The organism is Pseudomonas sp. 2822-17 (assembly GCF_002742485.1).
In the GTDB taxonomy this organism is placed as follows: Bacteria; Pseudomonadota; Gammaproteobacteria; order Pseudomonadales; family Pseudomonadaceae; genus Aquipseudomonas; species Aquipseudomonas cyclaminis.
Map to the genome: position 1 here is coordinate 82,966 of NZ_LJRZ01000300.1, position 25,693 is coordinate 108,658.

General features: G+C 62.0%; 21 protein-coding genes. 16 read left to right on the forward strand and 5 right to left on the reverse strand.

Annotation, left to right across the window (positions count from 1 at the left end):
• Nucleotides 1–7 precede the first annotated feature (7 nt).
• From AOA60_RS06000 to ureC, 15 genes are all read left to right on the forward strand, one after another.
• Nucleotides 8–490, forward strand: coding sequence for a copper chaperone PCu(A)C (locus AOA60_RS06000; RefSeq protein WP_099583620.1), 483 nt, complete (start codon nt 8–10; stop codon nt 488–490).
• 11 nt (nt 491–501) lie between these two features.
• Complete coding sequence (locus tag AOA60_RS06005) at nt 502–915, forward strand: DUF2946 domain-containing protein (protein ID WP_099583621.1); 414 nt, start codon at nt 502–504, stop codon at nt 913–915.
• Nucleotides 916–1,008: 93 nt separating this feature from the next.
• On the forward strand, nt 1,009–3,051 hold the full coding sequence (locus AOA60_RS06010) for a TonB-dependent copper receptor (protein ID WP_099583622.1): 2,043 nt from the start codon (nt 1,009–1,011) through the stop codon (nt 3,049–3,051).
• Between the two features lie 117 nt (nt 3,052–3,168).
• Nucleotides 3,169–4,551 (forward strand): PepSY domain-containing protein, encoded by a 1,383-nt coding sequence (locus tag AOA60_RS06015; RefSeq protein WP_099583623.1) that lies wholly within the window; start codon nt 3,169–3,171, stop codon nt 4,549–4,551.
• A 200-nt stretch (nt 4,552–4,751) separates the two neighbouring features.
• Nucleotides 4,752–6,017 carry an urea ABC transporter substrate-binding protein gene (gene urtA / locus AOA60_RS06020; RefSeq protein ID WP_099583624.1) on the forward strand — a complete coding sequence of 422 codons (1,266 nt, stop codon included), beginning with the start codon at nt 4,752–4,754 and terminating at the stop codon, nt 6,015–6,017.
• A 140-nt stretch (nt 6,018–6,157) separates the two neighbouring features.
• Nucleotides 6,158–7,660 carry an urea ABC transporter permease subunit UrtB gene (gene urtB, locus AOA60_RS06025; protein ID WP_099583625.1) on the forward strand — a complete coding sequence of 501 codons (1,503 nt, stop codon included), beginning with the start codon at nt 6,158–6,160 and terminating at the stop codon, nt 7,658–7,660.
• Nucleotides 7,660–8,727 (forward strand): urea ABC transporter permease subunit UrtC, encoded by a 1,068-nt coding sequence (gene urtC / locus AOA60_RS06030; RefSeq protein ID WP_099583626.1) that lies wholly within the window; start codon nt 7,660–7,662, stop codon nt 8,725–8,727. Before urtB ends, urtC begins: the two co-directional genes overlap by 1 nt.
• Nucleotides 8,724–9,557, forward strand: a complete 834-nt coding sequence (gene urtD, locus AOA60_RS06035; RefSeq protein ID WP_099583627.1) for an urea ABC transporter ATP-binding protein UrtD — start codon at nt 8,724–8,726, stop codon at nt 9,555–9,557. The genes urtC and urtD overlap by 4 nt, the downstream gene beginning before the upstream one ends.
• Before the next feature lie 63 nt (nt 9,558–9,620).
• Complete coding sequence (urtE, locus tag AOA60_RS06040) at nt 9,621–10,319, forward strand: urea ABC transporter ATP-binding subunit UrtE (protein ID WP_099583628.1); 699 nt, start codon at nt 9,621–9,623, stop codon at nt 10,317–10,319.
• Between the two features lie 31 nt (nt 10,320–10,350).
• A complete protein-coding gene (locus tag AOA60_RS06045; protein ID WP_099583629.1) occupies nt 10,351–11,190 on the forward strand; it encodes an urease accessory protein UreD in 840 nt (279 codons plus the stop codon).
• 145 nt (nt 11,191–11,335) lie between these two features.
• Nucleotides 11,336–11,638 carry an urease subunit gamma gene (locus AOA60_RS06050; protein WP_010213535.1) on the forward strand — a complete coding sequence of 101 codons (303 nt, stop codon included), beginning with the start codon at nt 11,336–11,338 and terminating at the stop codon, nt 11,636–11,638.
• Nucleotides 11,639–11,647: 9 nt separating this feature from the next.
• Nucleotides 11,648–12,160, forward strand: a complete 513-nt coding sequence (locus AOA60_RS06055) for a GNAT family N-acetyltransferase (protein WP_099583630.1) — start codon at nt 11,648–11,650, stop codon at nt 12,158–12,160.
• Nucleotides 12,161–12,165: 5 nt separating this feature from the next.
• Nucleotides 12,166–12,699: an N-acetyltransferase gene (locus AOA60_RS06060; protein WP_099583631.1), complete on the forward strand. Its 534-nt coding sequence runs from the start codon at nt 12,166–12,168 to the stop codon at nt 12,697–12,699.
• On the forward strand, nt 12,696–13,001 hold the full coding sequence (locus AOA60_RS06065; protein ID WP_099583632.1) for an urease subunit beta: 306 nt from the start codon (nt 12,696–12,698) through the stop codon (nt 12,999–13,001). Before AOA60_RS06060 ends, AOA60_RS06065 begins: the two co-directional genes overlap by 4 nt.
• Before the next feature lie 134 nt (nt 13,002–13,135).
• The gene (gene ureC / locus AOA60_RS06070; protein WP_099583633.1) at nt 13,136–14,836 is read left to right on the forward strand and encodes an urease subunit alpha; all 1,701 of its coding nucleotides are present in this window, start codon (nt 13,136–13,138) and stop codon (nt 14,834–14,836) included.
• Nucleotides 14,837–14,881: 45 nt separating this feature from the next.
• On the opposite strand, the gene AOA60_RS06075 is transcribed toward ureC, so the two are convergent.
• The 3 genes from AOA60_RS06075 to AOA60_RS33825 form a co-directional block, all read right to left on the reverse strand.
• Nucleotides 14,882–15,820 carry a DnaJ C-terminal domain-containing protein gene (locus tag AOA60_RS06075; protein WP_099583634.1) on the reverse strand — a complete coding sequence of 313 codons (939 nt, stop codon included), beginning with the start codon at nt 15,818–15,820 and terminating at the stop codon, nt 14,882–14,884.
• Between the two features lie 230 nt (nt 15,821–16,050).
• Nucleotides 16,051–19,176, reverse strand: a complete 3,126-nt coding sequence (locus AOA60_RS33820) for an NEL-type E3 ubiquitin ligase domain-containing protein (protein ID WP_256592807.1) — start codon at nt 19,174–19,176, stop codon at nt 16,051–16,053.
• On the reverse strand, nt 19,064–22,708 hold the full coding sequence (locus AOA60_RS33825) for a DUF6543 domain-containing protein (protein WP_256592803.1): 3,645 nt from the start codon (nt 22,706–22,708) through the stop codon (nt 19,064–19,066). Before AOA60_RS33825 ends, AOA60_RS33820 begins: the two co-directional genes overlap by 113 nt.
• A gap of 166 nt (nt 22,709–22,874) precedes the next feature.
• Between AOA60_RS33825 and AOA60_RS06085 the strand changes: the two genes are divergently transcribed.
• Entirely contained in the window at nt 22,875–24,143 is a 1,269-nt protein-coding gene (locus AOA60_RS06085) for an Hsp70 family protein (RefSeq protein ID WP_099583635.1), read from the forward strand.
• A gap of 66 nt (nt 24,144–24,209) precedes the next feature.
• Here the strand turns inward: AOA60_RS06085 and AOA60_RS06090 are convergent, their stop codons facing one another.
• Nucleotides 24,210–25,223, reverse strand: coding sequence for an AI-2E family transporter (locus AOA60_RS06090; protein WP_049710256.1), 1,014 nt, complete (start codon nt 25,221–25,223; stop codon nt 24,210–24,212).
• Nucleotides 25,224–25,360: 137 nt separating this feature from the next.
• Nucleotides 25,361–25,660, reverse strand: a complete 300-nt coding sequence (locus tag AOA60_RS06095; protein ID WP_005784310.1) for a PsiF family protein — start codon at nt 25,658–25,660, stop codon at nt 25,361–25,363.
• Nucleotides 25,661–25,693 lie beyond the last annotated feature (33 nt).

The window sequence follows — 25,693 nt, forward strand, 5'->3', positions numbered from 1 at the left end:
AACTGCCATGCTCAAATCTTCCCTGCTTCTGGCCGCGTTGCTGCTGCCGGTGTTCAGTGCCGCCAATGCCGAAGACTACAAGGCCGGCGACCTGCTGGTCAGCGATCCCTGGTCCCAGGAGTTGCCGCCCAATGCGCCCACCGTCGCGGCGTACTTTGTGATTCACAACACCGGGGCGACCCCGGATCGCCTGCTCAGCGTCGACACGCCCGTGGCCGACAAAGCCGAGCTGCACGAGCATGTGATGCAGGGCGATCTGATGAAGATGCAGCAAGTGCCCAGCGTTGCCGTACCGGCCAAGGGCGATCTGACCTTCGCGCCCATGGCCTACCACGTGATGCTGCTGGGCCTCAAAGACCGCAGCCTGCTGGCCGATGGCAAGCAATTCCCACTCACCCTGACCTTTGAAAAATCCGGCAAGGTCGAGGTGCAAGTGTCGGTCCAAAAAGTGCCGCCGATGGCCGCCCACGCGCATAAGCACGCCCAATAGGCCAACACTCGATGGGCGCCCCCCGCGCCAGGCTCTCTCCACATCACCGCGTGAAGCGCGGCAGTTGGATCAGCCTGTTCGCCATGCTGATGATCTTTATCGGTCCGCTGATTTCCCAAGCGATGCCGATGGATCATCACGCCGGTATGTCGATGCCGATGAGCATGTCCATGGATATGGACATGTCGGGCGACCACGGCGAATCCCATCACCCCAAAGCCCCCAACGACCATCACGCGCTCTGGGCCAAGTGCGGTTATTGCGACCTGCTGTTCAGTTGCCCTGCCCTGCCCGGCAGCCTTTCATTCGTGGCCCTCGGTACCCCGCCGCCGGCCAATGCCCTCTCCCCCGCCACGCGCCTGGGCCATGCCCGGCAGAGCATCTTCCCCGGCGCCCGCAGCCGTGCGCCGCCCATCGCCTCGTAAACACCAAGCACCGTTACTTCACCCCGGCCGACTTTAGACAGACAGCCGCAGGCTGCTGGCCGTGTTGTTTACGATTGATTGATGGAATTTGTCATGTCCAGGTTTACTGCTGACTCCCGTTTGGGAAGTACTTCTGTGCTCGCTGCCCTATGCGGCGCCCTGCTCGCCCCCCACGCTCAGGCCGATGAGCACGACGAGCATGAGCTGACGCCCACGGTGATCACCGCCATCGCGCCCAGCTCGCCGCTGACCGTGGTCACCAACCCCAAAGAGCCGCGCCAACCGGTGCCCGCCAGCGACGGCGGCGACTACCTCAAGACCATCCCCGGCTTCGCCCTGGTGCGCAACGGCGGCACCAATGGCGACCCGGTACTGCGCGGCATGTTCGGCTCGCGCCTGAATATCCTCACCAACGGCAGCATGATGCTCGGCGCCTGCCCCGGCCGCATGGATGCGCCCACGTCGTATATTTCCCCGGAGACCTACGACACGCTTACCGTGATCAAAGGCCCGCAAACCGTGCTCTGGGGCCCAGGTGCCTCGGCCGGTACGATCCTGTTTGATCGCGAGCCCGAACACTTCGGTGAGTTGGGCACACGGCTCAACGCGAGCGTGCTGGCTGGCTCCAACGGGCGCTTCGACAAGGTCATCGATGCCGCCGCTGGCGGGCCGCTGGGCTATGTACGGGTAATCGGCAACCAGGCCCACGCCGACGACTACAAAGACGGCAACAACGACACCGTCGCCTCGCGCTACGACAAATGGAATGGCGACGTGGCCGTTGGCTTCACCCCGGATGCCGACACCCTGCTGGAACTCACCGCCGGCCGTGGCGATGGCGAAGCGCGTTACGCCGGGCGTGGCATGGACGGTTCGCAGTTCCTGCGCGAAAGCCTCGGGCTGCGCTTCGAGAAATCGAATATTGGCGAGGTGCTGGATAAGGTCGAGGCCCAGGTCTACTACAACTACGCCGACCACGTGATGGACAACTATAGCCTGCGCACGCCGTCGGGGACCGGGATGATGGCCGGGCCGATGGCCTCCAACGTCGACCGTCGTACCCTCGGCGCGCGCATCAAAGCCACCTGGCGCTGGGCCGATGTGCAGTTGATCAGCGGCCTGGATGCGCAGACCAACGAACACCGCCAACGCAGCAGCATGGGCATCGACACCTACAAGGATTTGCCCAAGGTCAAGGACGCCAACTTCCACAACTACGGCGTGTTCGGCGAACTCACCTGGTACGCCGCCGAGCGTGATCGCCTGATCACCGGCGCACGCCTGGACCGCGCCTCGGCCAAGGACTTTCGCCAGACCAGCGCCACCGCCAATGAAACCCGCGCCGACACGTTGCCGTCGGGCTTCATGCGCTACGAACACGACCTGGCCAACAGCCCCACCACCCTCTACGCAGGCTTGGGCCACACGCAGCGCTTCCCGGATTACTGGGAGTTGTTCTCCCCCAATACCGGCGCGGTCGGTTCGGTGAATGCCTTCGACGGCGTGAAACCGGAGAAGACCACCCAACTCGATTTCGGCGCGCAATACAAAGCCGACAACCTTGAAGCCTGGGCCTCGGGCTACATCGGCCAGGTGCGTGACTTCATCCTGTTCGACTACCGGCCAGGCATGATGGGCACTACCTCGCAGGCCCGCAACGTCGACGCTCGCATCATGGGCGGTGAACTCGGCGCGGCGTACAAGCTGACGCCAAACTGGAAGACGGACGCCACCCTCGCCTACGCCTGGGGCAAGAACAGCAGCGACGGCAAGGCCCTGCCGCAAATGCCGCCGCTGGATGCACGTTTCGGCCTGACCTACAGCGCAGACGACTGGAGCGCCGGCGCGCTGTGGCGGATGGTCGCCGCACAAAACCGTATCGATCAGAACAAGGGCAACGTGGTCGGCAAGGACTACGACAAGAGCGGTGGCTTTGGCGTGTTCTCGTTGAATGGCGCGTATCGCATCAACAAAAACTTCAAGGTCAGCACCGGCGTCGACAACCTGTTCGGCAAGGCCTACGCCGAGCATTTGAACCTGGCGGGCAACGCCGGCTTTGGCTACCCGGCCAGCGACCCGCAGGCCATCAAGGAGCCGGGGCGCACCCTCTGGACCAAAGTCGACATGAGCTTCTAAAAGCATCGGGGGCAAGCCCCCTCCCACAGTTGGAATGCATTCCACATGTGGGAGGGGGCTTGCCCCCGATGGCGGCCTGACCAACGACAAAAATTTAAGCTTTGCGGAGCATCCCTGATGACCACTCAAAACGTTTCCTTCTACAACCTGGCCTGGCGCTGGCATTTCTACGCCGGCCTGTTCGTCGCCCCTTTCATGGTGCTGCTGGCCCTGACCGGCATCATCTACCTGTTCAAACCCCAACTCGACCCGCTGATGTACGGCGACCTGCTCAAAGTGCAAAGCGCCGAGCACGCACTGAGCGCCGACGAGCAGTTGCAACGTGCCCAGGCGGCCTTTCCTCAGGGCAAGATCACCAAGTACCTGCCGCCGGCCGACACCACCAGCAGCGCGCAATTCGTGATGCACGACGGCGGGCGCGAAGTCACCGTCTTCGTCGACCCCTATCGCGGCACCGTACTCGGTGAACAGGATGCAAAAAACAACCTGCAAGCCATCGCCCGCGCCCTGCACGGCGAGCTGATGATCGGCACCGTCGGCGATCGCCTGATCGAACTCGCCGCCGGTTGGGGCGTGGTGCTGGTGGTGTCGGGCCTGTACCTGTGGTGGCCGCGCGGCAAGTCGTCGGCCGGGGTGTTATGGCCACGCTTTAACAGCCGCGGCCGGTTGTTCTGGCGCGATCTGCACACGGTAGCCGGCTTCTGGGGCGCGGCGTTTTTACTGGTGATGCTGCTCAGCGGCATGACCTGGACCGGCTTCTGGGGCAAGCAATACGCCGACCTGTGGAACACCTTCCCGGCGGCGATGTGGAACACAGTGCCGCAGTCCGATCAGCAGGCACGCGTGCTCAACACCGCGACGCAACAGACCGTGCCCTGGGCCATGGAAAACACACCGATGCCGATGTCCGGCGACCACGCCGAACACATGAACCACGGCGCCATGCACGCCGCTCCCGCCGCGCCCACGGTACGCCTGCAACAGGTGGTGGATCTGGCCACTGCACGCAAAGTCGAGCCCGGCTACAGCATCACCTTCCCCACCACCGCCGAAGGCGTGTTCACCGTCGCCGTATTCGCCAACGACCCACGCAACGACGCCACCCTGCACGTGGACCAGTACACCGGCAAGGTCCTCGCCGATGTGCGCTGGGAGCACTACAGCAACGTGGCGCGGGCCACCGAGACCGGGGTGATGCTGCACGAGGGCAAGATGTTCGGCTGGGTCAACCAACTGGTCGTGCTGGTGATCTGCCTGATGATTCTGCTCAGCGCCATCAGTGGCGTGGTGATCTGGTGGAAGCGCAAGCCCCAGGGCGGCCTGGGCGTTCCGCCGTTGCGCCATGACCTGCCGAAGTGGAAAACCGGCGTGGTCATCATGCTCGGCCTGGCGCTGGTCTTCCCGCTGGTGGGGGCTTCGCTGGTGCTGGTGTGGCTGCTGGATCGGCTGGTACTGGCGCGGTTCAACCGAGCAACCGGATGGCCACCAACCGCCTCATGAGTCACCGGGCCACGCACCCTTACAGCGCGCGCTGTGCACCCTCCCGGAAAACAAGCGCCTACTTGGTGCGTCCGTGCTCGCAGAAGCCTCCTACAACCCGCGCAGCCGGCCCGTTCGTAATAGCAGGCACAGCCTTTGCAGTGCCCCCTTCAGTTCCCCAACCTACGCCCATAACAATGTTGAGTTCTGGAGATTGCACAATGAAGCGTCGCAGCTTGATCAAGGCTTTCACTTTGTCGGCATCCATTGCCGCGATGGGCATGACATGGACCCTCCAGGCCGCCGAGACCATCAAGGTCGGCATCCTGCATTCGCTGTCCGGCACCATGGCCATCTCCGAAACGTCGCTCAAAGACATGGCGCTGATGACCATCGACGAGATCAACGCCAAGGGCGGGGTGAACGGCAAGATGCTTGAACCGGTGGTCGTGGACCCCGCCTCCAACTGGCCGTTGTTCGCCGAAAAAGGTCGGCAGTTGCTGACCCAGGACAAGGTCGCCGTGGTGTTTGGCTGCTGGACCTCGGTGTCGCGCAAATCGGTATTGCCGGTGTTCGAAGAACTCAACGGCCTGCTGTTCTACCCGGTGCAGTACGAAGGCGAAGAGATGTCGCCGAACGTGTTCTACACCGGTGCGGCGCCGAACCAGCAGGCGATCCCGGCGGTGGAATATCTGATGAGCGAAGAAGGTGGCAGCGCCAAGCGCTTCTTCCTGCTCGGCACCGACTACGTGTATCCGCGCACCACCAACAAAATCCTGCGTTCGTTCCTGCATTCCAAAGGCGTGGCAGATAAAGACATCGAAGAGGTCTACACCCCGTTCGGCCATGCGGACTACCAGACCATCGTCGCCAACATCAAAAAATTCTCTGCCGGTGGCAAGACGGCGGTGATCTCCACCGTGAACGGCGACTCCAACGTGCCGTTCTACAAAGAACTGGCCAACCAGGGTTTGAAGGCCACCGACGTGCCGGTGGTGGCGTTCTCCGTGGGTGAAGAAGAACTGCGCGGCATCGACACCAAGCCGCTGGTGGGCAACCTGGCCGCCTGGAACTACTTCCAGTCGGTGGAGAACCCGGTCAACCAGAAGTTCGTCGCCGACTGGAAAGCCTACGCCAAGAAACACAACCTGCCGGGCGCGGACAAAGCCGTGACCAACGACCCGATGGAAGCCACCTACGTGGGCATCCACATGTGGGCCCAAGCGGCCGAGAAAGCCAAGTCCACCGACGTCGACAAAGTGCGTGAAGCCCTGGCCGGCCAGACCTTCGCCGCGCCGTCGGGCTTTACCTTGACCATGGACAAGACCAACCACCACCTGCACAAGCCGGTGATGATCGGCGAGATCCAGGCCGATGGGCAGTTCTCGGTGGTGTGGCAGACCCAGGAGCCGATCCGCGCGCAGCCGTGGAGCCCGTACATTCCTGGCAATGACAAAAAACCGGATTACGCGGTGAAGAGCAACTAAAGCCCCACCACAGGCCAAATGTGGGAGGGGGCTTGCCCCCGATGGCGGTGTATCAGGCAATGCTTTTATCACTGAACCACTGCTATCGGGGGCAAGCCCCCTCCCACAGTTTTGACCGCGCATGACTAGGACATTTGTTTATGCCCACTGCCCTCCATCGCTATTTCCTGGCCTTGCTGCTGTTGCTGCCTTTCGCCGCACATGCCAGCGACGCCGAAGACTTCCTCGCCGCCAACCCGACCCAACAAGCCAAGCTGCTCCAGGACTGGGCCGCAACGCCTGACCCAGCACGCATCGAGCTGGTGGACGGCCTGCAACAAGGCCAGCTCACGCTCAACGGCGAGACCAGGACCGTGCGCCTGAACAACCGCCTGCGCGGCTTGATCGACAACGTGCAAGCCAGCCAACAACTGCTCGCCGCCGACCCCAAGGTGCGTCTGGCCGCAGCGGTTACCCTGCAAAAAAGCGCGCAACCTGCGCAGCTCAAGTTTCTCGACCAGCGCGTCGCCGCCGAAACCGATGAAGGTGTGCACACCGCCCTGAGCCTGGCCCTGGCCAACCTGCAACTGGTCGACCCCGACCCGGTGGTGCGCCTGGCCGCTGTGCGTTTGCTCGGCAGCACCGGCGACCCGCTCGCCCGCACCCGCCTTGAAGCGCTGCTCGCGCCCGGCGTCGAAACCGATGCCGCCGTGCACACCGCCGCCGAAACCAGCCTGGCCCAGGTCAAACGCAAACTGATGGTGGGCGAGATCCTCGGCCAGGCCTTCAGCGGCATGTCCCTCGGTTCGATCCTGCTGCTGGCCGCGCTGGGCCTGGCGATCACCTTCGGCCTGCTCGGCGTGATCAACATGGCCCACGGCGAGATGCTGATGCTCGGCGCCTATTCCACCTATGTGGTGCAGTTGCTGATGCAGCGCTACGTGCCGCAAGCCATCGAGTTCTACCCGCTGATCGCGCTGCCGGTGGCGTTTTTCGTCACCGCCGCCATCGGCATGGCGCTGGAGCGCACGGTGATTCGTCACCTCTACGGCCGGCCATTGGAAACCCTGCTCGCCACCTGGGGCATCAGCCTGATGCTGATCCAGGCCGTGCGCCTGGTGTTCGGCGCGCAGAACGTCGAAGTGGCCAACCCTGAATGGTTGTCCGGCGGTATCCAGGTACTGCCCAACCTGGTGCTGCCGTACAACCGCATCGTGATTATCGCCTTCGCCTTGTTCGTGGTGGTGCTCACCTGGTTGCTGCTGAACAAGACGCGCCTGGGCCTCAACGTGCGCGCCGTCACCCAGAACCGCAACATGGCGGCCTGCTGCGGCGTGCCCACCGGGCGCGTGGACATGCTCGCCTTTGGCCTCGGCTCCGGCATCGCCGGCCTGGGCGGCGTGGCGCTGAGCCAGATCGGCAACGTCGGCCCGGACCTGGGCCAGAGCTACATCATCGATTCGTTCCTGGTGGTGGTGTTGGGCGGCGTCGGCCAGTTGGCCGGCAGCGTCACGGCGGCCTTCGGCCTGGGCATCGCCAACAAGATTCTGGAACCGCAGATCGGCGCCGTGCTCGGCAAGATCCTGATCCTCGCGCTGATCATTCTGTTTATCCAGAAACGCCCGCAAGGACTCTTCGCACTGAAAGGACGGGTGATCGACTGATGAACCAGCCATTGATGCTTACAGCCGCACAAAAGGCCGGCCCCAAGGCGACGATTGCCACCGGTGTGATCATCCTGATCCTGCTGCTGGCCTTGCCATTGTGCTCTCTGCTCTCGCCGGAAAACCCGCTGCATGTGTCGGCGTACACCCTGACGCTGGTGGGCAAGATCCTCTGCTACGCCATCGTCGCCTTGGCCCTGGATCTGGTGTGGGGTTACGCCGGGATGCTGTCCCTCGGTCACGGTTTGTTCTTCGCCCTCGGCGGTTATGCGATGGGCATGTACCTGATGCGCCAGGCGTCCGGCGACGACCTGCCGGCGTTCATGACCTTTTTGTCGTGGACCGAATTGCCCTGGTACTGGGCCGGCACCGACCACTTCCTCTGGGCCTTGTGCCTGGTGGTGCTGGCGCCGGGTTTGCTGGCGTTGGTGTTCGGTTTCTTTGCCTTCCGTTCGCGGATCAAGGGCGTGTATTTCTCGATCATGACCCAGGCACTGACGTTCGCCGGGATGCTGCTGTTCTTTCGCAACGAGACCGGGTTCGGCGGCAACAACGGCTTTACCAATTTCCGCAGCATCCTCGGTTTCGGCATTACCGAGCCGGGCACGCGGGCGGTGTTGTTCCTGGCCACGGTGCTGCTGTTGGTCGCCAGCCTGTACATCGGCTGGCGCCTGGCGCTGAGCAAGTTCGGCCGGGTGCTGACGGCCCTGCGCGATGCCGAGAACCGCCTGATGTTCTGCGGCTACGACCCACGCGGCTTCAAGCTGTTCGTGTGGGTGTTGAGCGCGGTGTTGTGCGGCTTGGCCGGTGCGTTGTACGTGCCGCAAGTGGGCATCATCAACCCGAGTGAAATGTCGCCGACCAACTCCATCGAAGCCGCTGTGTGGGTCGCCTTGGGCGGGCGCGGCACCTTGATCGGCCCGTTGCTCGGCGCGGGCGTGGTCAATGGCATGAAGAGCTGGTTCACCGTGGCTTTCCCGGAATACTGGCTGTTCTTCCTCGGGGCGCTGTTCATCATCGTCACCCTGTATTTGCCCAAGGGCGTTATCGGCCTGCTGAAGAAATGAGGAACGTCATGCTCGAACCTATTTTTGATGCCGGCAGTGGCCGCGATGCCATCGGCATTGGCCAGGCTGCGGGCAAGGGCCTGAACACCCGCCACGGCACCATCCTGACCCTCGAAGACATCAGCGTCAGCTTCGACGGCTTCAAGGCACTCAACGACCTCAATCTCTACATCGGCGTTGGCGAACTGCGCTGCATCATCGGCCCCAACGGCGCAGGCAAGACCACGCTGATGGACGTGATCACCGGCAAGACCCGACCCAGCCACGGCAACGCCTGGTTCGGCGAAACCCTGGACCTGACCAGCATGAGCGAAGTGCAGATCGCCCAGGCCGGCATCGGCCGCAAGTTCCAGAAGCCCACGGTGTTCGAAGCCCTCAGCGTTTTCGAAAACCTGGAACTGGCGCAGAAGACTGACAAGTCCGTATGGGCCAGCCTGCGTGCCCGCTTGAGCGGCGAGCAGAAAGACCGGATTGATGAAGTGCTCGACACCATCCGCCTCACCGCCTCGGTGCATCGCCCGGCCGGGTTGCTGTCCCACGGCCAGAAGCAGTTCCTGGAAATCGGCATGCTGCTGATGCAAGACCCGCAACTGTTGCTGCTGGATGAACCGGTGGCGGGCATGACCGACGCCGAAACCGAATTCACCGCCGAACTGTTCAAGCGCCTGGCAGGCAAACATTCGCTGATGGTGGTGGAACACGACATGGGTTTTGTCGGCTCGATTGCCGACCACGTGACCGTGTTGCACCAGGGCAGTGTGCTGGCCGAAGGGTCGCTGGAACAGGTGCAGGAAAACGAGCGGGTGATCGAGGTTTATCTCGGTCGCTGAATAGGTGTGGAAGGGCTACGAAACAAGAGCCAGGCACCCGCAGGATTTGAGGAGAGTGTGAACATGCTGCAAGTCGACAAACTGCACCAGTACTACGGCGGTAGCCACATCCTGCGCGGGCTTTCGTTTGACGTGAAGATCGGCGAAGTCACCTGCCTGCTCGGGCGTAACGGCGTGGGCAAGACCACCCTGCTCAAGTGCCTGATGGGCTTGCTGCCGGCCAAGGAAGGCGCGGTGAACTGGGAAGGCAAGGCCATCACCGGCTTTAAACCCCATCAGCGCGTGCACGCCGGTATCGCCTACGTGCCTCAGGGCCGCGAAATTTTCGGGCGGCTGACGGTGGAAGAAAACCTGTTGATGGGGCTTTCCCGCTTCCCCGGTTCCGAGGCCAAGCAAGTGCCGGCGTTTATCTACGAACTGTTCCCGGTGTTGCTGCAAATGAAACATCGACGCGGCGGTGACTTGTCCGGCGGCCAGCAGCAACAGCTTGCGATCGGCAGAGCCCTGGCCAGCCGCCCGCGCCTGTTGATCCTGGATGAGCCCACCGAAGGCATCCAACCCTCGGTGATCAAGGAGATCGGCGCGGTGATCAAAAAGCTCGCCGCCCAGGGCGATATGGCGATTCTGTTGGTGGAGCAGTTCTACGACTTCGCCGCTGAATTGGCCGACCAATACCTGGTGATGTCCCGTGGTGAAATCGTGCAGCAGGGCCGTGGAGAAAATATGGAAAGCGAGGGTGTACGTGGTCTCGTAACCATCTAATCTGTAGCGTCCTAACGATAAGCATAAAGACATGAACCTGCCCGTTACCCCTGCCCTGTTCACCCCCAGCTGGCACGCCGAGCTGGAACTCGGCTACGCGCGTTTCGGCGACACCACGCGCCCGGTGATGCGCCGCCACCTCGGCCCGCTGCGGGTGCAAAAGCACCTGTACGCCGAAGGCCCCGAGGTGTGCCAGCACATCATCGTGCACCCGCCCGGCGGGATTGCCGGTGGGGATCGCCTGGACATCAGCGCCCATGTCGCCGAAGGGGCCTGGGCCCAATTGACCAGCCCCGGCGCGGCCAAGTGGTACCGCGCCAGCGGCCCGGCGTTCCAGCAACTCGAACTGACGGTCGAAGCCGGCGCGACGCTGGAATGGCTGCCCCAGGAGACCATCGTATTCAGTGCCGCCCAGGCCGAACTCACTACGCGCATCGACCTGCACGGCGATGCGCGGCTGTTCTACTGGGACGTGGTCGCCCTGGGCCGCCCGGCCAGTGGCGAGCGTTTTGACCTTGGGCACTTTCAATCGCACCTGGATATCCGCCGCGACGGCCAGTTGCTCTGGCACGAACGCCAGCGCATTGTCGGCGCCGATGGGTTGCTCGACTCACCTATCGGTCTCGATGGGCAACCGGTGTTTGCCACGTTGTTGGTGACGGGCGAGATCGCCCCCGAATTACTCGAAACCTGCCGCGCCCTGCCACATGCCGTGCGCGGCGACCTGACCCAACTGCCCGGCTTGCTGGTCGCTCGCTGCCTGGCCAGCGAGGCGCTGTTGGCGCGGGGTTGGTTGATTGATTTATGGCGGCTGTTGCGCCCGGCGATGCTGGGCCGCGAAGCCGTTTCACCGCGAATCTGGAGCACATGAAGATCAAAATGTGGAAGGGGGCTTGCCCCCGATGGCAGTGGGTCAGTGACAGATGTCTTGCCTGACACTCCCCTATCGGGGGCAAGCCCCCTCCCACAGGGATCTCCAGTGTTTTTTATGAATGTTGTTTGAAGGACCTTGAACCATGGACCTGACCCCACGGGAAAAAGACAAACTGCTGATCTTCACCGCAGGCTTGGTTGCCGAACGCCGCCTGGCGCGCGGGGTGAAGCTCAATTACCCGGAAACCATCGCCTACATCTCGGCGGCGCTGATGGAAGGCGCCCGCGATGGCCGCACCGTGGCCGACCTGATGCACTTCGGCACCACACTGCTCAGCCGTGAACAGGTGATGGAAGGCATCCCGGAGATGATTCCGGATATCCAGGTGGAAGCCACCTTCCCCGACGGCACCAAGCTGGTCACCGTCCACCAACCCATCGCGTGAGGCGCGGCCATGATTCGTGATGCGATTGAAAGCGACCTGCCAGCGATCCGCGCTATCTACAACGACGCGGTGCGCAACACCACGGCGATCTGGAACGAACAACCGGTCGACCTGGCCAACCGCTTGGCGTGGTTTAACGCACGCCAGGCCCAGGCGTACCCGATCCTGGTGTCGGTCGAGCATGATGAAGTCACCGGCTACGCCTCGTTCGGCGACTGGCGACCGTTCGAAGGCTTTCGCTACAGCGTCGAGCACTCGGTGTATGTGCGTAACGACCAGCGCGGCAAAGGCCTTGGCCCGCGCCTGATGGAAGCCTTGATCGAACGTGCGCGCAGCGGCGGCAAGTACGTGATGGTCGCCGCCATCGAAAGCGGCAACCAGGCCTCGATCCGTCTGCATGAACGCCTGGGGTTCGTCACCACCGGGCAGATGCCGCAGGTGGGTATCAAGTTCGGGCGTTGGCTCGACCTGACCTTTATGCAACTGGCCTTGAACCCGGGCGCCGAGCCGCCCAAGGAGTGAGATCGATGAGCGCTGCGCAACTGCGTCGAGTCAATGCAGAAAGTTTTGCCCATTACCGCGAGGGCCTGATTGAGCTGTTGCTGGATGCGGTCAAGCACGGCGCGTCGGTGGGCTTCATGGCCGACTTCGATGAGGCCCAGGCCCGCGAATATCTGCACGGCGTTCAGGCGAGCATCGAAGACGCCAGCCTGTTGCTGTGGGTGGTGGTGCGCGACGAACAGGTGCAGGCCAGCGTGCAGTTGGCGCTATGCCAGAAAGCCAACGGCCTGAACCGCGCCGAGGTGCAAAAACTGCTGGTGCACAGCCGCGCGCGGCGCCATGGCCTGGGCCAGCAACTGATGCAAACCCTGGAACTTGCCGCACGCCAGCACAAGCGTGGCCTGCTGTACCTGGACACCGAAGCCGGCTCCGGGGCCGAAGCCTTCTACCAGGCGTTGCGCTACACCAAGATCGGTGAACTGCCCGATTACTGCCAAAGCCCGGACGGGCGCTACAGCCCGACCGCCATCTACTTCAAGACCCTGGGGCAACCTGCATGATTCCTGGTGAATATCAGATCCAGCCCGGCGAGATCGAACTCAACGTCGACCGCCGCACCGTCACCCTGAGCGTGGCCAACAGCGGCGACCGGCCGATCCAGGTGGGCTCGCATTATCATTTTTTCGAGACCAATGACGCGCTGACGTTTGACCGTGCGTTGAGCCGAGGCATGCGCCTGAATATTCCGGCGGGGACTGCGGTGCGCTTTGAGCCGGGGCAAAGCCGTGAGGTGGAGCTGGTGGATTTGAGCGGCGGGCGGCGGGTATTTGGGTTTGCCGGGCGGATCATGGGCGACCTTTAGGGCCTCATCGGGGGCAAGTCGAATCGTCGCACCGCCCCTCCCACCTTTGATTTGTGAACGCATTCAAGTGTGGGAGGGGGCTTGCCCCCGATAGCGGTGTCACATTCAACATAATTTTTCCAGGGCAACCACACATGAAAATCAGCCGCCAAGCCTACGCCGACATGTACGGCCCCACCGTCGGCGACAAGGTGCGCCTGGCCGACACCGAGCTGTTCGTCGAAGTCGAGCAGGACTTCACCGTCTACGGCGAAGAGGTCAAATTCGGCGGTGGCAAGGTGATCCGTGACGGCCAGGGCCAGAGCCAATTGCTCGCCCATGAAGTGGTCGACACGCTGATCACCAACGCACTGATCATCGACCACTGGGGCATCGTCAAGGCCGACGTCGGCTTGAAGAATGGCCGCATCCACGCGATTGGCAAAGCCGGCAACCCGGACATCCAGCCCGGCGTGACCATGGCCATCGGCGCCAGCACCGAAGTGATCGCCGGTGAAGGCATGATCCTTACTGCGGGCGGCATCGACAGCCATGTGCACTTCATTTGCCCGCAACAGATCGAAGAAGCGCTGACCAGCGGCGTCACCACCATGATCGGCGGCGGCACGGGGCCGGCCACCGGCACCAACGCCACCACCTGCACGTCGGGCCCGTGGCACCTGGCGCGCATGCTGCAAGCCAGCGATTCGTTCCCGATGAACATCGGCTTTACCGGCAAGGGCAACGCGAGCCTGCCGGAGCCGTTGATCGAGCAGGTCAAGGCCGGCGCTATCGGTTTGAAGCTGCACGAAGACTGGGGCACCACGCCTGCCAGCATCGACAACTGCCTGAGCGTCGCTGACCAATATGACGTTCAGGTAGCGATCCACAGCGACACACTCAACGAGTCCGGCTTCGTCGAAACCACCCTCGCCGCGCTCAAAGGCCGCACCATTCACACCTACCACACCGAAGGTGCCGGTGGCGGGCATGCGCCAGACATCATCAAGGCCTGCGGTTTCCCCAACGTGCTGCCCAGCTCCACCAACCCGACGCGGCCATTCACCCGTAACACCATCGACGAACACCTCGACATGTTGATGGTCTGCCATCACCTGGACCCGAGCATTGCCGAAGACGTGGCCTTCGCCGAAAGCCGCATCCGCCGCGAGACCATCGCCGCCGAAGACATCCTGCACGACCTCGGCGCGTTCTCGATGATCAGCTCCGACAGCCAGGCCATGGGCCGCGTCGGCGAAGTGATCACGCGCACCTGGCAGACCGCCGACAAGATGAAAAAACAGCGCGGCGCCTTGCCCGGCGATGGCCCCGGCAACGACAACTTCCGCGCCAAAAGGTACATCGCCAAGTACACGATCAACCCGGCGATCACCCATGGCATCAGCCATATCGTCGGTTCCATCGAGGTGGGTAAATGGGCTGACCTGGTGCTGTGGCGCCCGGCGTTTTTCGGCATCAAGCCGACGCTGATCCTCAAGGGTGGCGCGATTGCGTCGAGCCTGATGGGCGACGCCAATGCGTCAATCCCGACCCCGCAGCCGGTGCACTACCGCCCGATGTTCGCCAGTTTCGGCAGCTCACTGCACGCCACCAGCCTGACCTTTATCAGCCAGGCAGCATTGGAAGCCGGGTTACCGGAAGCCTTGGGTTTGAAAAAGCAGATTGCGGTGGTCAAGGGGTGTCGCGAGGTGCAGAAAACCGACCTGATCCACAACGATTACCTGCCGGACATCGAAGTGGACCCGCAGACGTATCAGGTCAAGGCCGATGGGGTGTTGCTGTGGTGTGAACCGGCTGACGTACTGCCGATGGCGCAGCGTTACTTCTTGTTCTGACTCGACCTGCTGTGGTGAGGGAACTTGCTCCCTCACCACAGTGATTCAGAAGTTCTCGCGTGGGTTGAAGTTGGCTTGCTTGGCCAGCGCCTGCCACAGCGCGATGGTCTCGTTGTCAGCCTGCTTGGGCATCACGGCCTTTAGCTGCACGTACAGGAAGCCACGTTCGCCGGCCTTGTTCAGCAAGCCATGACCCCTGGCGCGCATGCGCTGGCCGTTCTGGCTGCCGGCCGGCACCTTGAGGTTGATCTTGCCGGTGAGGGTCGGCACGGTCACTTCCGCCCCCAACGCCAACTCCCATGGAGCCAGGGGCAAGGTGATCACCAGGTTTTCGCCTTCCACTTCAAACTTGGGGTGCGGCGCAAACTTGATGATCAAGTACAGGTCGCCATTGGCCCCGCCGCCAATCCCCGGCGCGCCCTGGCCTTTGAGGCGGATGCGCTCACCGTCGGCCACGCCGGCAGGGATCTTCACGTTCAGGCTCTTGGTGGTGTTGCTGACGTGCCGGCCCGAAGCGTCATATTGCGGCACCTGGAAGGTGACCTGCTTGGACTCGGTGGACAGCGTCTCTTCCAGGAACACCGACAGCTGCATCTCCACGTCCTGGCCTTTACGCCCTGTGGGTCGGCGCTGGCCGCCACCAAACGCATCGCCGCGCGAGCCGAAGATCGAACTGAAAAAGTCCGAGAAGTCGCCCGCGTCCTGGCCGCCACCAAAGCCGCCACGGCTCTGCCAGCCCGGCGGCCCCTGGAACGGCTGGCCATGCTGGCCGTATTTGCGCAGTTCATCGTATTCGGCGCGTTTGTCGGCACTTTTCAGGGCTTCATAGGCCTCGGACGCATCCTTGAACTTGGATTCGGCATCCTTTTCCTTGCTGACGTCCGGGTGATATTTACGCGCCAGCTTGCGATAAGCCGACTTGATCTCCTTGTCGTCAGCCGTCGGCTCGACACCGAGAATCTTGTAATAGTCTTTGAAATCCATGGGGGCATCACCATCCGTTATCGATATCGCGCAGCCCGCCACACGGCACACCATGGCTGGCAGCCTGGGAATTGATGTCAGGGCGCGTCATAAGTTGAGCGGCGGCACACAGGTTCAATGCAATGGCTGTGTACCGCCTGGATATGCCCACAAGATTGGGGCAAAACGCGGCCTTTCAAGATGCAATACCGCTATTTACGACGACGGACGGGTTACCGACCTGAGTAGGATCAAGCGAACAGCCTTTTTATCATCCCCTCGGTGTATTGGTAGTCCATTCGCAGTTCGGTGCCCGCGGCGATATCTTCAGTGGCAAAAAGGGTGTTGAGGATGAACGGCTTGCGCTTTATCTGCGCCCCTGGCCCCACGCCCAGCCACATGTCGGCCTCAACATCAAACCCCACTGTCTCGACGTTATACCCACCTGGCGCGTGGCGCAGCGGCTTGCCGTTTTCGTCATATTCAAAGTGGGTGTTTATTCGCGACAGAATATTGTCCCCCGACAAATGAATCGGCACCTCCTTCAACACGTTACCCTCGGCGACCCTCTGGCTGCCCACCTTCATGGTGTAGGTCTGGCCGCCCTGGCCGAAGATCCCCGACGGCAGTACGGTGCCGCCGTATACACCGACGATTTCCCCTTTGGCGATACGCCGGTTGGCCACCACCATGGACTGGCCGATCAACGCCTTTTCACCAGGCACTTTCACATCCTGCGCCGTGAACGTGCGCAGTTGCAGTTGCGCTTCATAGCGTGCACCGACGTGCTCATACCCTTCGAACTGGATGTAGGGTTTGACCTGCGCGGAGGTGTATTGCGTGTCGGATTCCAAGGCCACTTGCCTCTGCAGGGTTCGGATACGGATCGGCCTGCCCTGGTAATCCCTGAGTGGGTACTTGCCGTTGTTGGCGCGGATGTAACTGCCGACCGGATTAGGGTTGGCCGCAAAGTGCACTTCCCGGCGCATGTAACTGAGTTCTGCCGCTGTATAGGGCTTGACCGGCATGGATTCCGACGCGTCGACAAACTCATCGTCAGACCCCGGCTGCACCATTCCGCCCGCCAGGCCTCGACGCCGCCACACACCATTGACGTCAGGCTTGGCGACGATTGTGCTGCTGGTCAACCGCAAGGGGTTATCCGCCGCTTGTACCCATAACACGTAATGCTCGCCATCACCCGCATCGGGCATGCTTGCCACGAAGTAGCGCTTGCCATTGAAGTCGACGGCTTGTGCCTGGGACAGTTGCAAGCCGTTGCCATCGCTGTCCACCAACACTTCAAGGCTCGCTGTCGGCACCAGCGCCTGCACCACTTCATCGCGGCTCAAGCGTTCGATCAATTGTGCTTCCTCAATCTCGAACTGCGCCTGCAATGCCTTGACCTTGGTGTCGTAGGTTGCACGGGGCAGCGTCCCGGCATCGAAGTCGCGCTGCAAGGCTTCCATTTGTTCGTGATGGGGTTCGTTCTGTGCTTCAAACTGCGTACGGTATTTATTCGCCACATAGTCTTTCCAGAAGTCTCTGGCGAGCATGGCTTGCAACTCCTGGGAGGAGTTATCCAGGCTGAGCACCCGTTGGCAGGCCGCATCAAGCATGGCCTGGCTCACATTGCCGAACTGGACAAACCGGGCCTGCTGCGGTTGGCCGGGCAATTCAAGGCGATCCTTGAGCCCATGACGATACGCCATGCGCACCTCCACCTCTTCCACGGCCCTCAATGCGCTCTCTCGTTGGGCGGGGGTCAAGCCTTCACGCACGTTGATCGCGGCCCTGCGCTGGTCGATATCCTCCAAGGCGATCTTTTCCAGCTCATCGAGACGGAACAGCCCCTTGGACAGCTTCAGCAGGGCCGCACCCTGGGTCGAGTCCAAGGCAAGTGCCTTGGCGTTGTAGGTCGTCAGCAGGATCTCCAGGTTGCTGAAGGTCAAGGCCGCGCGGTCACAGCAGGCCGCCCGCCCCGCCCACTCGAACATCTCCTTGCGCAACTGCTCGGACTCATTGCTGTTTTGCGTGATGCCATCGATCACCTCCCAGATCCGGCGCTGCAAGTCCTCACGCCCGGCAGGCGCTATTTCCAGGTCCCGGAGCACTTCAAAGAAGCCGTCCGAACCCGGCAACGCACGCAGGGTGGACCACTGGAGCCGGCGCTGCGCCAACTGCTCAGTGGAAAAGCCCGTGGACCAGCGCCGAAACGGAGCATCCGCGCCATGCAACACCACCGAGCCATCCACCGCACTCGTCACGCTGGCGAGCAATCGATTGGCTGTTCGCTCGGTGGCGGTGAGCCGGTCGCCGTAGGCGCTGATGCGTGACGAGAGTATCGCCGCCGAGTCGGCAGTCAGGCGGATCCGGTTGTTTTGCAGGGACAAGCGGGTCAAGCCATGCATCTGCCCGACCGCTGGCGGTAGCTCACGCAACTGGTTATTCGACAAGTCGAGCCAGCGCACCCCGCGAAAACGCGCGAGGAACCCTTCCGGCGAGGTTCGAAGGTTCATATTGCTCAGGTTGAGCGAACCCACATGGCTGAAATCCGCGTCCAGGTCAGGCAGGCTCGGCAGGTTCAGATCACTGAGGTTCAACTCCAGGCCGAAAGGTTCGCCATCATTGGTGAGCTGTTGCGGTGTTTCTTGCCTCCAGCAGCGCAAGATGCGGTCCCAGGCCTGGCGGCGATCACGCAAAGACCCTGCGTCATTGGCACGCTCGCCGACACGCACATAGCGCTGGCGCTCACCACCGCCTGAAAATACCCATTCGTTCAACTGCTTGAGCAGCACAGAATGCTCTTGCCAGAGGCGGTTCAGCTGCGCCTCGGCCCCTTCACCCCAGGACCAGATAAGCGCCCTGGCCTTCTGCACGGAGTACTCGGGGTACATGTACTGCACCTTATCGATACGCGGATTTTTACTGTCGAAAGCGCCCTCCAGTGCCCCTTGCAACAGGTCGGGTCGAGACCGGGCCAGGTCCTGCCAGTACTTATCGAAGGTTTTCCAGTAATCGGGGGGGAAGCGATTATTCTCGAGCAAGGTGACATTGTTGATCCGTACCACGGTTTCCACTTGATCCGCGGGCGGCACCAGGTTGTCCTGCGGTACCTGTTGCAGACGGTTTTGACGCAGGTCGAGACGCTCCAGCCCGGCCTGTTCTCTCAACCCCGAGGGCCAACGCTCGATGCGCGTCCAATACAGATTCAGCTCTCTCAAATGGGGCATGCCACTGAAGTCTGGCGTTACGCCCAATGGGTTACTCGAAAGGTCGAGCACTTGCAGCGCATTGAGATCGCTTAACAGTCCAGCGCTGTGTTCGGTCAACTGCAAGCCATTGGCGTTCAGCTTCAACGACGTGAGCTGCTTCATGTCGCCAATCACCGCAGGCAGCTCGGTCATTTCGGCCCCGGTGATGCTCAAGCTGTTCAACTCGGTAAAGTTTTCGAGGAACAACGCAGTGGAATCTCCCCCCCCATGTAACATTCGACAACACCAATTCCCGGACATGGTCGAAGCCTGCTTTTATGGCGGGTATATCCACCCGATAGAAGCTGTCCCTGGGCACGCGAATGTGCAACTGGCTCCCGGTCTCACGGCGCCAGCAGCGTTTGATCTCTTCGCTCACACGCCACTCAACGCTATGAGGGTTCAGGGCCTGCGGCCCTCTTGCTTGCGCCCAGACCTTCAAGGTTTTCTTCAGGGTGCGGTACTCCAACTCACGGCGGCTCAACTCGCCCCGCACGTCTTCACCCAGCGATTCAATGAACGCCGTGACCTGCTCGTCGCTGAAGGTCGGAAACAACCGCCGTACCCGCTCCGCCGGGAAGCGAAGCACATTCCCCGCCGTCCTTAACAACTGGCGCACCCCAGGCGCGCCGCCCAACAGCCTGGCCATCGGGTCGTAGTCAGGCTTGCGCAACGGATTCTCCTCCAGCACCGTGCGCAACGGTTCTCGCGGTAACGGGCTGCGTTGGATCGCCTGCTTGAGCTCAACGGCACTGCTCAAGCCCAGGCGCTGGCGTTCAGCGAGCGCCAATTGTTCCCAGATAGCGCTGTAGAAATCGCCGGGCATGGAGGCTTGGAAGTCGCCGCTTTCCAGCAGCACCAGTGTGCGTTTATGCGCAAAGTCAGGCGAGCCGATGGCATCCAGCACCGTGCCTTCAGCCGAATACTGACGCAGCTCGATGCGCGAACCGCGGTGCCAGCCCGGCAGGGTTTCCAGGGTGCGCAAGGCCAGGCGCTGGCTATCGAGGTGCGCCTGGGTGTCCAGGTGCAACCCTTCGTAGGCACGGGCCACCCGGGTTTCCTGGGCACACCATCGGGCTTGCGTGGCCAGGGGCTCGGGCAAGCGACGGGTGCTGCGAAAGGCCTGCAACTGATCGGTCGTCGCCTGTTGCAGCACACGCTCAGCGACCGGTGTGGGCAAGGCCGGGTAGGTATCCAGCAGACGTTGTACATCGGCATCGGCCGCCGGGTTCAGCGCTTGGTAGCGTTGCTCCAGCAACGGCCCCTTGAGGCTGTCAACGGCATCGCCGAGATAGTGGCGCAGCTTGCCGGCGCGCACCTCCAGCGACTCCTCGGGGCTGCCGGGAAACGCCTCGAGCAGCGGGTCGACACCCTGCAACGTATACAACAACTCCCGTAGCAAACCGCCCCGGGCCATGGCGCTTTCGGTCACCACCATCACGCGCTTGCTGGCTGAAGCCGGGGCATCGGGTGTCTCCCAGAGCACCTCGCCCCGGGGGCCGATGACTTTCAGCGCCACGTTGTCAGGCAACAGGCCGCGGCGTTGAAGCAGGTCAAATTGCAGCTTGGGTTCGGCTTTCGAGTACACCAAGGGATCGCTGCTTCTGATGCGCTCGGCAAAGGTGGTGAGCTGCTGGTGCAGTTCGAAGCGTTTGAGCGTGTCTTCCAGCAACCACGGCAATGGCTCATGATGGACTGCGGCCTGGCGCAGCACGTCGGTGTCGACACCGCTGATGCGCAGCGGGTCCGCCTGATCGCCAAGCCCCAGGCGCTTGAGCAAGGTCGGTTCATCCCAGGTCAGCGGTTCTTCCAGCTCATGGCTCCACACCCCGTTGTGGTTGTGCTCCAGCTCTGGGGTATAAGCGCCGGAGCGGGTCGGGTGCTGGATGCGGTAATCGCCGGTGAGGGGGTCTTGCTTGACCTGATAATGGGCGTCCTCGAATGCCACCAGTTGCTGCCCGTCATGCTCGTACAGGCCCAGCGCGCTGGCCTTGGCCTCGGGCGCCGGTTTGACAGGCGATTCGTAGGGCGCCAGGTCAGGGTTCCACAGCACCTGCTTGCCGGACGGCATCGTCACAGGTTTGAGATGCTCCACCGCGCTTTGCCATTTAACGGCTGGCAACACCTTGGCGCCGGTGGCAATAAACGCCACGTTCAACGCCACCGACGCAAAATGCGCCCACATTTGCCGCGGCTCGCCTTGCCCATAGGCCTCTATCCCTTCAAAGACTTCGTAGCACATCTGCGACGCGCCCACGGCCAACATGATCGGCCCCAACCCTGGCACCACGAAGGCCGCCAGGTTGAACACGCTGACAGCGGCGTCGAAAAAGCTTTCCAGACGCTCCAGCCGCGCCTTACGGCCCTCGTCCTCGGTAGGTACGGCCACGGCCCGCGCATCACTCAAGATCTTGCTGATATGTGCCTGGCGACTGAGCTGCCAGAGGTCACCACTGAGCAGGAAGCTGTCCATGGGCAAATGCACCAACGGCGTACGCAGCGGATAATCCGTCCCGCCGTTGCCATTATCGGCGGGCTGGTACAACCGGTTGAAACGAGCGAAAAAACCGCCTTGCTCGCGCACTGGCACAAAGCGGCTGAAAAAGCGTCGATAGGATGCGCTGTGCAAACGCATACGCAGGTCGACCATGAACTCGCCACTCGATGCGTACTCCTTGACCGGCTGTTGCGGATCGCCGGGTATGTAAACCACCAGGCGCTCGGTACGGTCCGAACGTTCACGGTCGGGCCCGATCAGCAGCGGCCCCACCAGCACACTGTCCAGTACCTTGAGCGCGGCGTAGGTGACCGGCTTGCCCGTCAGCTTCGGCGTGCCGGAACCGGCCACCACCTGTTTGAGCATCTGGTAGGCATCGGCGCTCAACGCGCCGTTTAACTGCAACCGGGCGATCTCGATGCTCAGCGCCAGTTGCTGGCGTTGATGTTCCTCAAGCAATTGCTCCAGCGCCTCGCGCTCTTGGGCGGCGTCGGGTTCGACCACCGCCTTGATGTGCTTCTGGTATTGCGCGCCGAGGTCCAGGGAGCGGCACAGCTTGGCAAATTCATGGGGCTTGATCGCCACCGCGTGGGCACTGACGGCGGCGAATGTCGCAATGATGTGGGGGTTATCGGGATTCCAGCGGGTAATGAGTTGGCAATCGTTGCACGGCGATGGCTGTTCTTCATCGGCCTCGAAATTGGCCAGGGCCGCTTCCAGCAGGGATGTACCACGGTAGGTGTAAGTCAGGCTGGGGTCATTTTGCTGCTCAAGCACAAAGGCCCCGTAGAAATCGTCGCGAGCACCTTTGTAGGCGTATTTGCGCACGAGGAACACATTGCGTACATCCAACTCCAGGTTGAACTGCTTTTTGATTGCGTCCTTGAGCGGCTGCTCGGCGAACGCCAGGATGTCGTCGATCTGGCCAAGATGCTCTTCGATTGAATTGAGGGTTTCGCGAAAACGTGTGTGCTGCTCGGCCAGGGTGGTTTTGTCTTGGTGAGTCGCGGCCAGGTACCAGGACGGAATGTCCATCTCGTGCTGGCCCAGCTCTTCCTGGCGCTGGGTCGTGCCATCCAGGAACCAGCTTGGCACGCGTTGTTTGAGGAAGTCGTAGTGCACGCCGCGCAGGTCGGCGGTAAAGGTTGCATCAGGCATAGCGGTTCATCCGTGAGCGGTAAAACCGCAGCCTAGCCAAACCCCGGCAGGTTCAAGACGTAGCTATGTAGCGCGAATGCCGGTGGATTTACGGATCACCGGTCTACGCATCCGAGCGCCAGTGGCATACACTGCGCGGCCGTTTTTTGCCCGGAACCTGTGAGACATGAAAAACGCATCCCCAGCCCGTGCCTGCGGCATCGACTTCGGCACGTCCAACTCCACCGTCGGCTGGATCCGCCCCGGCGAGGAGACGCTGATCGCGCTGGAGGACGACAAGATCACCCTGCCGTCAGTGGTCTTTTTCAACTTCGAGGAGCGCCGCCCGGTGTACGGTCGCCTGGCGCTGCACGAATACCTGGAGAACTACGAAGGCCGCCTGATGCGCTCGCTCAAGAGCCTGCTGGGTTCCAAGCTGATCAAGCACGACACCAGCGTATTGGGCACGGCGATGCCGTTTACCGACCTGCTGGCGCTGTTTATCGGCCAGCTCAAGAGCCGCGCCGAAGCCACCGCCGGCCGCGAGTTCGAAGAAGTGGTGCTGGGCCGCCCGGTGTTTTTTGTCGATGACGACCCGATGGCCGACCAGGAAGCGGAAAACACCCTGGTCGACGTGGCGCGCAAAATCGGTTTCAAGGATATTTCCTTCCAATACGAACCGATCGCCGCGGCCTTCGACTATGAGTCCACCATCGAGAAAGAAGAGCTGGTACTGATCGTCGACATCGGCGGTGGTACGTCCGACTTCTCGCTGGTACGCCTTTCCCCGGACCGCCGCCACAACGACAACCGCCAGGACGACATCCTCGCCACCGGCGGCGTGCACATCGGCGGTACCGACTTCGACAAACAGCTCTCGCTGGCCGGCATGATGCCGCTGTTCGGCTACGGCAGCCGCATGAAAAGCGGTGCCTACATGCCTACCAGCCACCACATGAACCTGGCCACCTGGCACACCATCAACTCGGTGTACTCACAAAAATCCCAGCTGGCCCTGGGCAGCATGCGCTACGACATCGAAGACACCGGCGGCATCGACCGCCTGTTCAAGCTGATCGAACAGCGCGCCGGGCACTGGCTGGCCATGGAAGTGGAAGAGACCAAGATCCAACTCACCCATGAAGACAGCCGCCACGTGGCGCTGGATCGGGTTGAGCCTGGGTTGAGCGTGGACCTGAGCCGCGCACTGTTCGAGTCGGCCATCGACGGGCTGCTGGAGCGCGTGCGTAACAGCGTGACTCAGTTGCTGACCGATGCTTCGGTGGATGTAGCGCAGGTCGACACGGTGTTCTTCACCGGCGGTTCCAGCGGCATCCCGGCCCTGCGCCACAGCATCTCGGCGATGCTGCCGAATGCGCGGCATGTAGAAGGGAATATCTTTGGCAGCATTGGTAGCGGGTTGGCGATTGAGGCGAGCAAGCGCTACGGCATCTGATAGGACCTGATTTCACTGATGCTGCAAATCCAATGTGGGAGGGGCAAGCCCCCTCCCACAGTTACATCAGACCATCCCGCCGAGCTTCAGCTCACTCTTCAGGTACGCATAGTAAATCGGCCCCGCCACCACGCCCGGCAGCCCGAATGCGGCTTCGAACACCAGCATCGCCAGCAGCAATTCCCACGATTTGGCGCTGATTTGCCCACCGACGATCCGCGCGTTGAGGAAGTACTCGACCTTGTGGATCACGATCAGATAGCCCAACGCCGCCACCGCCACCCAGATCGACAGCGACAGCGCGACGATGGTGATCAGGGTGTTGGACATCAGGTTGCCGATCACTGGCAACAGGCCGAGCAGGAAGGTCAGTACGATCAGGGTTTTGGTCAGCGGCAGGTGAATGCCGCACAGCGGCAGCACCACGGCGAGGAACACGGCGGTGAAGGCGGTGTTGAGCGCAGCGATCTTGATCTGGGCGAAGACGATGTTGCGAAAGGCCTGGACCAGCAGGTGCAGGCGGTCGAACAGTGCAGCGGCCAGGGGTTTGCGTTTGGTCAGGTCGGGCACGCGCTGCAGGGCGATGATCGCGCCGAGCACCATGCCGATCAGCAGGGTGACGAACATGTGCGCGGCGTCCTTGCCGACCAGTTGCAGTTCGCTCAGGTGCTTGCTCAGCCACTCGCCGATGGCCACGCGAAATTCGGCGGCGCTGGCCGGCAGGTAGGCGTCGAGGAACGGCGGCAGTTGGCCGCGTGCGCGGTCGACCACGCCCATGAATTTGTCGAGGGACGCTCCGGGGTTTTCTGCTTCGTGGAGCAGGAAGCTGATGGCGCCGGCGAAGATCAGGGCCAGCACGCTGACGATCAGGGTGCCAAGCAACGCCACCGCCAGCCAGCGGGCGCGGCGGCCTTCGATCAGCCGTTGCAGTTGGGGGGTGAGCATGTTGACCAGTTCATAGACCAACAGGCCGGCCAGCAAGCTGGGCAGCAATTTCAGCGGCAATACGAGGAGCAATCCGCCGAAGATGATGATGTAGCTGGCCAGCAACAACACATGACGCTGAGAAAACGTTGGCATACAGCCTCAAAACGAACGGCGTTAAAGGATGGGCAGTCTGCCAGCCTTGAAGGAATCAAGCGAGTGGATAGGTGGTGAATGCGATCAAGTGTGGGAGGGGCTCCCACATTTGATCGTCGGCGCCTGCGAAATCGTGATCAACCTTTGAGGCAGGTGCTCATGAACGTCTTGCGCGCATCGCCGGTCAGCGCTTTGGTTTTCGCCGACGCATTGCAATCCTTCATCTTCTGCTGCTGCGGCGTCAGGGTCTTGGCGTCATTGGCAGCCGGGGCCGACAGGCAGGTTTTCATGAAGGCCTTGCGGTCGTCGCCCTTGAGCGTCTTGGTGGTGGCTTCGGCATTGCAGGTGGTCATCTTGTTTTGCTGGGCGGTGGCGGCAAAGCCTTGGGAACACAGCAACAGGCCCATCATCAACAACGGAATACGCAGCATCTTCATGGAGTTTTCTCCCGGTTACCACGCCGAGGGGCG